The following is a 7,017-nucleotide window of genomic DNA, read 5'->3' on the forward strand; positions in this document are numbered from 1 at the left end:
GACGTCAGCTGGCTCAATGTCGGCAAGGTCGGCGCGGTCATCGTCTTCGTCTTCGTGATCATGTCGATGTCGAACGGTGTCAACCTGACCGACGGCCTCGACGGCCTGGCCACCGGCGCCTCGATCCTGGTGCTGGCGGCCTATTCGCTGATCGGCTTCTGGGAGTACCGGCACTGGTGCGGTGACACCGACTACGCGCTGCACAACGCGTACTGCTATCAGGTGCGAGATCCGCTGGAGATCGCGATGATCGCGGCGGCGGCCGCCGCGGCCTGCGTGGGCTTCCTGTGGTGGAACACCAACCCGGCCCGCATCTTCATGGGCGACACCGGCGCGCTCGGCCTCGGCGGATTGATCGGCGGCCTGGCGGTCGCGACCCGCACCACGCTGCTGTCGATCATCATCGGCGGCCTGTTCGTGATCATCACGATGTCGGTCGTCATCCAGATCATCTCGTTCAAGACCACCGGTAAACGGGTGTTCCGGATGTCGCCCCTCCAGCACCACTTCGAGTTAGCCGGCTGGAGTGAGGTCAACATCGTGGTCCGGTTCTGGATCGTCGCGGGCATCTGCGTCGCGATCGGCCTGGGACTGTTCTACAGCGACTTCCTGGCGGTAATGGGATAGCTCTCTTTTTATCGAACACGCCGTCGTCGTGACGAGGACTCACGTCCCGTCACGACGATGATGTGTCCATGGCGGACGCAAGCAACCCGAGGGCGGCCCGCCCGTCGCTGAGCCGGCAGCTGCTGCCCGCCGTGCACGGGTTGCTGGCACGGCCCCTCTCCTCGTACTACCTGCTGATCTCGAGCTCGGGCCTGCTCCTGCTCATCGGCCTCACCATGGTCTTCTCGGCGACCAGCGTGAAGGCGTACGCGGAGACCGGCAGCGCCTTCCACGCGATCATCAACCAGGCGATGTACGCCCTGCTCGGCCTGGTCGCGTTCTGGATCTGCCAGCGGCTGCCCGCGATGACGCTGCGCTACATCGGCAAGTACATCCTGGGCGCCGCGATCGTGCTGCTCGCCCTGCTGGACCTGATCGGCGCCCTGAACTCGGTCGGCATCATCGGGCACCCCGGCATCGGCCCGATCCACACCAACCTGCTCTGGCTCTACCTCGGTCCGATCGGCCTGCAGCCGGCCGAGCTGGCCAAGCTCGGCATGGTGCTCTGGGGCGCCGACATCATCGCCCGCAAGGGCCCGGCCCTCGGCCACTGGCGCGAGCTGGCCCGCCCCCTGTTCCCGGTCATCGGCCTGCTGTTCGTGCTGGTCGGCTACAACGACCTGGGCACCATGCTGGTGCTGCTGGCGCTGATCGTCGGCCTGCTCTGGGCGGCCGGGGTGCGGCTGCGGGTGTTCGCCGCGCTCGGCGTCATCGGCCTGGCCGGGGTCGGCCTGCTCATCGCGGCCGCCTCGGGCGGCGCCGGCTCGGGTTCCAGCGAGGCCCCCAACTACCGCCTCGAGCGGCTCACCAGCTTCCTGCAGCCGATCGAGAAATGCGACCCGCAGGGCCCGTGCTACCAGATCCTGCAGGCCCGCTCGGCGATCTTCGAGGGTGGGTGGTTCGGGGTCGGCCTGGGCAAGGGCGCGCTGAAGTGGGACTGGCTGCCCGAGTCGGACAACGACTTCATCTTCGGCGTGATCTCCGAGGAGCTGGGCGTGGTCGGCTGCGCGGTCGTGCTCGCCCTGTTCTCGGTGCTCGCCTACACCGGCTTCCGGATCGCCCGCCGCTCGGCCGACCCGTTCCGCCGCCTGGCCGCCACCGCGATCACGACCTGGCTGGTCGCCCAGGCGGTGATCAACATCGGTGGCGTGGTCGGCCTGCTGCCGATCACCGGGCTCCCGCTGCCGTTCATCTCGGCCGGTGGCAGCGCGCTGGTGGTGACCATGGCGGCGATCGGCATGCTGGCCTCGTTCGCGCGGGCCGAGCCGGACGCGGCCCGGGCCCTGAACGCCCGTCCGCCCGCTCGATGGGTGCGGCTAGTCTGGGCCCCGCTGCCGCCGATGCCCCCGGCGCGGCGGCCGGCCCCGGCCTCCTCCGGGCCGGTCTCCTCCGGGGCCGGGCGGAGGCGCTAGGTGACGGATCCGCGGTCGGTCGTGCTCGCCGGAGGCGGCACCGGCGGCCACATCTATCCGCTGCTCGCCTTCGCCGACGCGCTCCGGCGCCACTTCCCGGACGTCCGCATCACCACCCTGGGCAGCCCCAAGGGCATGGAGAACGAGCTGATCCCGGCGGCCGGCTACGACCTGCGCGTGATCCCGGCGTTCCAGCTGCCGCGCGCGGTCAACCTCAACCTGCTGCGCACCCCCGACCGCATGTACAAGTCGGCCCACGCCGCCGGGCAGATCCTCGACGAGGTCCGGGCCGAGGTCGTCGTCGGCTTCGGCGGCTACGTCTCGGTCCCGGCCTACCTGGCCGCCTGGCGCCGCAAGGTGCCGATCGTGATCCACGAGGTCAACGTGCCGCCCGGCGTCGCCAACCGGATGGGCATGCGGTTCACCAAGCACGTCGCGGTCGGCTTCCCGACCCAGCCCCAGCTGGCCGAGTCGCTGCGCGGTGCCCGGGTCGTCGGCGTGCCGCTGCGCACCTCGATCACCCGTCTCGACCGGGCGGCCGCGCGACCCGGCGCGCTCCAGCACTTCGGGCTCCGCCCCGACCGGCCGGTGCTGTTCGTCTCCGGCGGCTCGTCCGGCGCCCGCACGATCAACCTCGCGGTCGCGGCCGCGGCCGAACGGATCACCCACGCCGGCATCCAGGTGCTGCACGTGCAGGGCGGTCGCAACGACCCGTTCGACGTGCCGGACGACCTACCGGTGCCCTACCGCGTGATCCCGTACCTGTCCGACATGCAGCTCGGCTACGCGGCGGCCGACCTGATGCTCTGCCGGGGCGGCGCGATCACGGTCGCCGAGACCACCGCGCTCGGGGTGCCCGCCGTCTACGTTCCGTACCCGCACAGCAACCAGGAGCAGAAGCGCAACGCGCTGCCGGTCGTCGAATCGGGCGGTGGCATCCTGGTCGACAACGCCGAGCTCACCCCGGAGTGGATCGAACAGCACGTCATCCCGCTCGCCCGCGACCGTCAGCGGCTGGCCGACATGGGCCACGCCGCCGCACAGTACGGCCGGCGCGACGGCGACGAGGCACTGCTGCAGTTCGTTCTCGAAGCGGTGGCGACCGGCTGATGATCACCGAAGCGATTTTCGAGGGAGCGGACCTGTGAACACGGCGGAGCTGACCCCGGCCGGCGAGTTGACCGCCGAGGACCTGGGCAGCGTGCACCTGATCGGCATCGGCGGGGTGGGCATGGGCGGACTCGCCCGCCTGCTGCTCACCCGGGGAGTGCCGGTCTCCGGCAGCGAGCTGCGGGAGTGGCCCTCGTTGACCGCGCTGCGCGCGCTCGGCGGCACCATCCACATGACCCATGAGGCGTCCAACCTCGACGGCGTGGACACGGTCGTCTATTCCACCGCGATCCCGGCCGACCACCTCGAGCTGGTCGAGGCGCGCCGCCGGGGCCTGCGCATCCTGCACCGCTCGGAGGCGCTGGCCGCCGCGATGACCGGCCGGCGGACGATCGCGGTCGCCGGCACCCACGGCAAGACCACCACCACCTCGATCATGACGGTGATCCTGCAGCACGCCGGGCAGGACCCGTCCTTCGTGATCGGCGGCGAGATCTCCGAGGCCGGCTCCAACGGCCACCACGGCACCGGCCCGCACTTCGTGGCCGAGGCCGATGAGAGCGACAAGTCGTTCCTGATCTACCGGCCGCACGTCGCGATCATCACCAACATCGAGGGCGACCACCTCAACAACTGGGGCGACCTCGACGGGCTCAAGGCCGGGTTCCAGCAGTTCGCCGAGCTCACCGACGCCGACGGCTTCGTGGTCACGTGCGCCGACGACCCCGGGACCCAGGACCTCATCGCGGCCTTGCGGGCCGCGGGGCGCACGGTCTATACGTACGGCGAGTCGCCGGCCGCCGATCTGCGCATCAGCGACGTCGTGTCGACGGTCAGCGGTGTGCGCTACCAGGCGGTGCTGGACGGGACGCCGCTGGGCGAGATCAAGCTGGCGCTGCCGGGCAAGCACATGGGCCTCAACAGCGCGGCCGCGGTGCTGACCGCCATGCGGCTGGGCCTGCCGCTCAACAAGATCGTCGAGGCGCTCGAATCGTTCCCGGGGGTGCGGCGGCGCTTCGAGCGCAAGGGCATCGCGGCCGGCGTCCGGGTCTACGACGAGTACGCGTACCACCCGACCTCGGTCAAGGCGGCGCTGCGCACGCTGCGCGAGGTGGCCGGCGACGGCCGCCTGCTCGTGGTCTTCCAGCCCTACCGCGTCTACCGCACCCGTGACCTGCAGGCCGAGCTGGCCGAGGGCCTGGCGCTGGCCGACCAGGTCATCGTCATGGAGGTCTTCGGGCCGGGCGAGGTGCGCGGGCCGGGCGAGGGCGGGGTCGCGCTGACCGCGGCGGTCGACCTGCCGGCCGCGGCCAAGATCTTCGTCCCGGACTGGGAGGACGTGCCGGCCGAGGTCGTGCGCCGCAGCCGGCCCGGCGACGTCGTGGTGACGATGGGCGCGCCGCCGATCTCGATGATGGGCGACGAGCTGCTGGACGCGCTGGCCGAGGCCGACGCCGAGACGCTGGGCGGCCCCTCGTCCGACGGGGTGGTGTAACCAGGTGAGCAACCCGGGCGGCGGGCGCAACTGGCGGCTGGTGCGGGCGGACACCGACGCGGTGCCGTCCTCGGTGCGCCGGTTCATGGCGCGGGCCCGGCAGCGCCGGCTCCGCGCCGCGCTGCCCTGGGCGGTCGCCCTCGGTGTGCTGCTGGTGCTGGGCGGCCTGACCTGGCTGATCTACGGCACGCCGGTGCTCGCCGCGCGCGACGTGAAGGTGGTCGGGGTCCAGCTGCTCACCCCGGAGCAGGTGCGCGACGCGGTCGACGTGCCGTCCGACGAGCCGCTGGCCCGGGTCGACCTCGACGACGTGCGGTCCCGGGTGCGGGCGATCCCGGCCGTCGACCGGGTGGTGGTGCGCCGCAGCTGGCCGTCCACCCTGGTCGTCGAGGTGGTCGAGCGCACCCCGGTGGCGGCCGTGCCGGCGGGCAAGCAGTTCACGCTGATCGACCGGTCCGGCGTGCCCTACCAGACGGTTCCCGACCAGCCGGCCGGCCTGCCGCTGCTGCGGCTCGCCCGGCCCGGGCCGGCCGACCAGGACACCCGTTCCGGGCTGACCGTGCTCGGGTCGCTGAGCGACGAACTGCGCGAGCAGCTGGTGGCGGTGTCGGTGGCCGCGCCCGCCCAGATCAAGCTGGAGCTGCGCAAGGACCGCACGGTGGTCTGGGGCGACGACACCCAGAGCGAGCGGAAAAGCCAGGTGGCGACCGTTCTGCTGCGCAAGGCGGACAGCGAGATCGACGTCAGCGCGCCGACGGTGGTCACCATCCGCTAAGCGGACATCGCGGCGGAAACGGCATATTTTGGTTGAGGTTACGGCTGCGTCGGATTTTCGCCACGTAAGCGGACGCCGACACGCCGCGCCGGGTCTTTGGTTGACGCAATGCGGGCGTTTACGTTGCCACCAGAGGTTGAGTGGTTGACATAACCATAAGCCTCTAGTAGAGGGTGAGGGTTTCCTCGCCCTCCCTTGTACGGCAGCGGATGTCTGAGTAGCGGAACCTGGCCGGGACCGCGAAGGGGCCAGCGACATCCGCCAACCCCGAAGGGAAGGCTGAGCCCGATGACACCTCCACACAACTACCTGGCGGTCATCAAGGTCGTCGGGATCGGCGGGGGCGGCGTCAACGCCGTGAACCGCATGATCGAGGTTGGGCTCAAGGGCGTCGAGTTCATCGCCATCAACACCGACGCCCAGGCGCTGCTGATGAGTGACGCCGACGTCAAGCTCGACGTCGGCCGCGAACTGACCCGGGGCCTCGGCGCCGGCGCGCAGCCCGAGGTCGGCAAGAACGCCGCCGAGGACCACCGCGACGAGATCGAAGAGGTGCTCAAGGGCGCCGACATGGTCTTCGTGACCTGCGGCGAGGGCGGCGGCACCGGCACCGGCGGCGCGCCCGTGGTCGCCAACATCGCCCGCAAGCTCGGCGCGCTGACCATCGGCGTGGTGACCCGGCCGTTCTCCTTCGAGGGCAAGCGTCGTCAGGTGCAGGCCGAGGCCGGCATCGACGAGCTGCGCAACCAGTGCGACACGCTGATCGTCATCCCGAACGACCGGCTCCTGGCGCTCGGCGACCGCGGCATCAGCATGATGGACGCGTTCCGCCAGGCCGACCAGGTGCTGCTCTCCGGCGTCCAGGGCATCACCGACCTGATCACCACGCCGGGCCTGATCAACCTCGACTTCGCCGACGTCAAGAGCGTCATGAGCGGCGCCGGCAGCGCGCTGATGGGCATCGGCTCGGCCCGCGGCGACAACCGCGCGGTCGAGGCGGCGGAAAAGGCGATCAGCAGCCCGCTGCTCGAGCAGAGCATGGACGGCGCGCGCGGCGTGCTGCTCTCCATCGCCGGCGGTTCCGACCTCGGCCTGTTCGAGATCAACGACGCGGCCCAGCTGGTCACCGACGCGGCCCACCCGGACGCCAACATCATCTTCGGTGCGGTCATCGACGACGCGCTGGGCGACGAGGTGCGGGTGACCGTCATCGCGGCGGGCTTCGACGGGGGCACGCCCTCCTACAAGCCGGCCGAGCCGGCCCGCAAGGTCGTCCAGCAGCCGACCGCCCCGCCGGCCACGGCCCCCTCCTCGCCGGCTCCGGTCGCCAGCACTCCGGCCGTCACCACCCCGCCGCCGCGGCGGGTGCTGTTCGACGACGTGGACGTGCCCGACTTCCTCAAGAACGGGTCCTGACCACCGCGTACGGAAAAATGGCGCAAGTGGACGACGGCGCCCGCCGCGCTCAGCTCGCCGCCACGCGCGCCCAGGGCGGGGGGCCGGACGAGCGCGCGGGCGCCCAAGCCGGCCGCCCCGCCCGCGCGGGGGCCCAGACCCCC

The 7,017-nt window shown here is 71.3% G+C and carries 6 protein-coding genes; all 6 read left to right on the top strand.

All coding sequences use genetic code 11. The annotated features are described in order from the left end of the window. Positions 1-627 (top strand): phospho-N-acetylmuramoyl-pentapeptide-transferase (gene mraY / locus AB0M88_RS52575; protein ID WP_364115974.1); only part of this gene is annotated, 627 nt, incomplete at its 5' end. 68 nt (positions 628-695) lie between these two features. Then, positions 696-2,078, top strand: a complete 1,383-nt coding sequence (locus AB0M88_RS52580; protein WP_364115977.1) for a putative peptidoglycan glycosyltransferase FtsW — start codon at positions 696-698, stop codon at positions 2,076-2,078. After that, positions 2,079-3,188, top strand: a complete 1,110-nt coding sequence (gene murG, locus AB0M88_RS52585; RefSeq protein ID WP_364115980.1) for an undecaprenyldiphospho-muramoylpentapeptide beta-N-acetylglucosaminyltransferase — start codon at positions 2,079-2,081, stop codon at positions 3,186-3,188. It begins immediately after the preceding gene. A gap of 34 nt (positions 3,189-3,222) precedes the next feature. Continuing rightward, positions 3,223-4,683: a UDP-N-acetylmuramate--L-alanine ligase gene (murC, locus tag AB0M88_RS52590; RefSeq protein ID WP_364115983.1), complete on the top strand. Its 1,461-nt coding sequence runs from the start codon at positions 3,223-3,225 to the stop codon at positions 4,681-4,683. Positions 4,684-4,687: 4 nt separating this feature from the next. Beyond that, entirely contained in the window at positions 4,688-5,458 is a 771-nt protein-coding gene (locus AB0M88_RS52595) for an FtsQ-type POTRA domain-containing protein (RefSeq protein ID WP_364115985.1), read from the top strand. A gap of 288 nt (positions 5,459-5,746) precedes the next feature. Beyond that, on the top strand, positions 5,747-6,874 hold the full coding sequence (gene ftsZ / locus AB0M88_RS52600; RefSeq protein ID WP_364115988.1) for a cell division protein FtsZ: 1,128 nt from the start codon (positions 5,747-5,749) through the stop codon (positions 6,872-6,874). Positions 6,875-7,017: the final 143 nt, after the last annotated feature.

Origin of the sequence: Actinoplanes sp. NPDC051411 (genome assembly GCF_040682075.1) — a bacterium.
Lineage (GTDB): Bacteria > Actinomycetota > Actinomycetes > Mycobacteriales > Micromonosporaceae > Actinoplanes.

Bases quoted from the DNA above. Each gene is read 5' to 3' on its own strand.
- AB0M88_RS52580 (WP_364115977.1), top strand. From the start codon at position 696: ATGGCGGACGCAAGCAACCCGAGGGCGGCCCGCCCGTCGCTGAGCCGG.
- ftsZ (WP_364115988.1), top strand. From the start codon at position 5,747: ATGACACCTCCACACAACTACCTGGCGGTCATCAAGGTCGTCGGGATC.